Source organism: Virgibacillus sp. GM2-2 (assembly GCF_055329585.1).
Genome location: NZ_JBUZWC010000033.1, coordinates 1 through 2,545 on the forward strand (window position 1 = coordinate 1; position 2,545 = coordinate 2,545).

Below are 2,545 nucleotides of genomic sequence, written 5' to 3' on the forward strand. Positions count from 1 at the left end.
TGTGACTGCTAAACTAAATGAGACAGTTATTGCTAGATAAGATAGAACACTTTACTGCCTGAGAGTTATTGTTTTCTGGGGGAGGCCCCCGGGGGCCTCCCCCAGAAAACAATCTAAAAATTTTCCCTCTTACACTGTATGATAGATATGTATATCAAGATAGTGTTGGAGGTCGGAAGGTGGATAAGTGGGAAGTGTACATGGAAATAAAACAATGTTTAAAGCAAGGTTTTAGCAAAAGTAAAACTGCCAAAAAGTTAGGTATATCAAGATCAACGTTACATCGTTATATAAAGAGACAACCGAATGATATGGCTGAGTGGACTGCGTCCATAAAAACGAGAAGGAAGAAATTAGATCCTTACAAAGAATTAATTCTAAGTTGGCTGAGAAAGCATCCTGATATGAGTTCAGCACAGGTCTTGGATTGGTTGTTAGAAAAGTATTCCTCGCTTAAGGTAGGAGAAAGCACAGTCAGATCATATGTAAGAGAACTCCGTACAGACTACAAGATTCCAAAAGAAGCGAATCCAAGGACTTATGAAGCTTTACCAGAATGCCCAATGGGTGAACAGGTTCAGGTTGACTTCGGGCAAGGAATCTATGAAAAAGCAATGGGAGGAACTATTAAACTTAATTTTATTGCTTTTGTGTTGTCGCATTCTAGGTATAAATATATGTATTGGTTAGACAGACCATTTACCACGAATGATGTAATTGAAGCACATGAACTTGCTTTTGAATGGTTTGAAGGAATTCCAAATGAACTTGTTTATGATCAGGATAACTTGATTGTAGTAAGTGAAAATAGTGGTGATTTGATTCTAACTAGAGAGTTTCAGATTTACAAAGAATCGAAGAAATTGATTATTCATGTATGTAGAAAAGCAGACCCTGAAAGTAAAGGGAAAATAGAAAATGTGATTGGTTTCATAAAAAAGAATTTCGCGAAGTATCGTGTTTTCCATAACCTCGATTCATGGAATGAACAAGGAATTGAGTGGCTGAATCGAACAGGTAATAGCAAGATTCACAACACCATAAAAAAAAGACCGGTTGAAGTGTTCGCTCTCGAAAAACAACACTTAAAACCGATCCAGAACAAAATAACTGTTCTTCATAACCTTAATCAAAGTATAGCAAGGTCTATCCGAAAGGACAATACCATACGGTATTTATCCAATCGATATTCTCTTCCTTTGGGAAGCTTTCATAAATATACAGAGGTCTTCCTTACACCAACAGATGGTCATAGCTTGATTATCTGTTGCCCTGATGGAGAGATATTGGCCAAACATAAACTATCTCAAGAAAAAGGAAAATTAATTCAAGATCGAAACCATACGAGGGATAGAACAAAAGGTATCGATGAATTTATCAAAACTGTTAGTAGCTATTTCAAGGATGAAGAACTGGCCGAAGCATTTCTGTCCAGAATCAGAGAAAATTACCCGAGATACATCCGTGATCAATTACAGATCATATCAAAGGTCGCAAGAGCAACCGATGGGATAATACTTGACCAAGCTATCAACGTATGTGTTGAACGCAAGTTATTTAGTGCAACAGATTTCAGCGATGTCGTTGATTATATGAAACGCCAACGATTGAATACTGATACAGTAACAAATGAGGTCGGCTTTAAGAAACACGAAACCGTGAAAACGGAGAGTTGGATAATGACCACAAATTCCGAAAAACGAGATATGAAACAGTATTATTCCATATTAGAAGGTGATAATACATGAGCCAACTTGGAGAGTTACAAACGATCATGCGTACCTTACGTTTCGTTGAAACGTCGAATAATATCACAGAGTTAATCAAACAAGCAGAAAAGGATGATGCTTCGTATACCAAATTTTTAATGTCTGTTATGGAAAATGAACAGCAACGGCGCGAAGAAAAACAAATGGAAAAAAGGCTTAAATGGGCAGCGTTTCCAACATATAAAACACTTCAAGCGTTTAATGTACAAGAACAACAATCTTTAAGCAAAAAACAATTAAATCAGCTTTCTGACCTTACATGGCTAGAGCAAATATACAATTTAGTGCTACTAGGCCCTCCAGGTGTAGGTAAAACACACCTGGCCATCGGTCTAGGAATTCAGGCAATAGGTCAGGGATATAAAGTTATTTTTATTTCAATGGGTGAACTAGTCCATGCGTTAAAAACGGAAGAAATAACTAGAAAGTCCAGAGTGCGCCTTAAAAGAATAAGACAGGCAGACTTAATCATTATTGATGACTTGATGTTTATGGCTATGAACCAACAAGAAGCTAATATCTTCTTTCATTTAATTAATGAATTACATGATCAAGCATCAATTATTTTAACTTCAAATAAAGCACCAAAGGAATGGGGTGAACTTTTAGGGGATCCAGCCATAACCACAGCCATATTGGATCGAATACTACACAGGGTAGAGATTATTCATCTTAATGGTGATAGTTACCGAATGAAACACCGTAAAACGATTTTTGATACAGAAAGTGTTCCAAATTAATCAGCAAAAACTGTGTCTTTCTACTTGACGGTCACA

The 2,545-nt window shown here is 36.7% G+C and carries 2 protein-coding genes; both read left to right on the forward strand.

What is annotated here, in order from left to right:
- Positions 1 to 179 precede the first annotated feature (179 nt).
- Positions 180 to 1,748 (forward strand): IS21 family transposase, encoded by a 1,569-nt coding sequence (istA, locus tag ACY9Z2_RS18850; RefSeq protein ID WP_463611219.1) that lies wholly within the window; start codon positions 180 to 182, stop codon positions 1,746 to 1,748.
- Complete coding sequence (gene istB / locus ACY9Z2_RS18855) at positions 1,745 to 2,509, forward strand: IS21-like element helper ATPase IstB (RefSeq protein ID WP_463611220.1); 765 nt, start codon at positions 1,745 to 1,747, stop codon at positions 2,507 to 2,509. The genes istA and istB overlap by 4 nt, the downstream gene beginning before the upstream one ends.
- Positions 2,510 to 2,545 lie beyond the last annotated feature (36 nt).

Bases quoted from the DNA above. Each gene is read 5' to 3' on its own strand.
- istB (WP_463611220.1), top strand. From the start codon at position 1,745: ATGAGCCAACTTGGAGAGTTACAAACGATCATGCGTACCTTACGTTTC.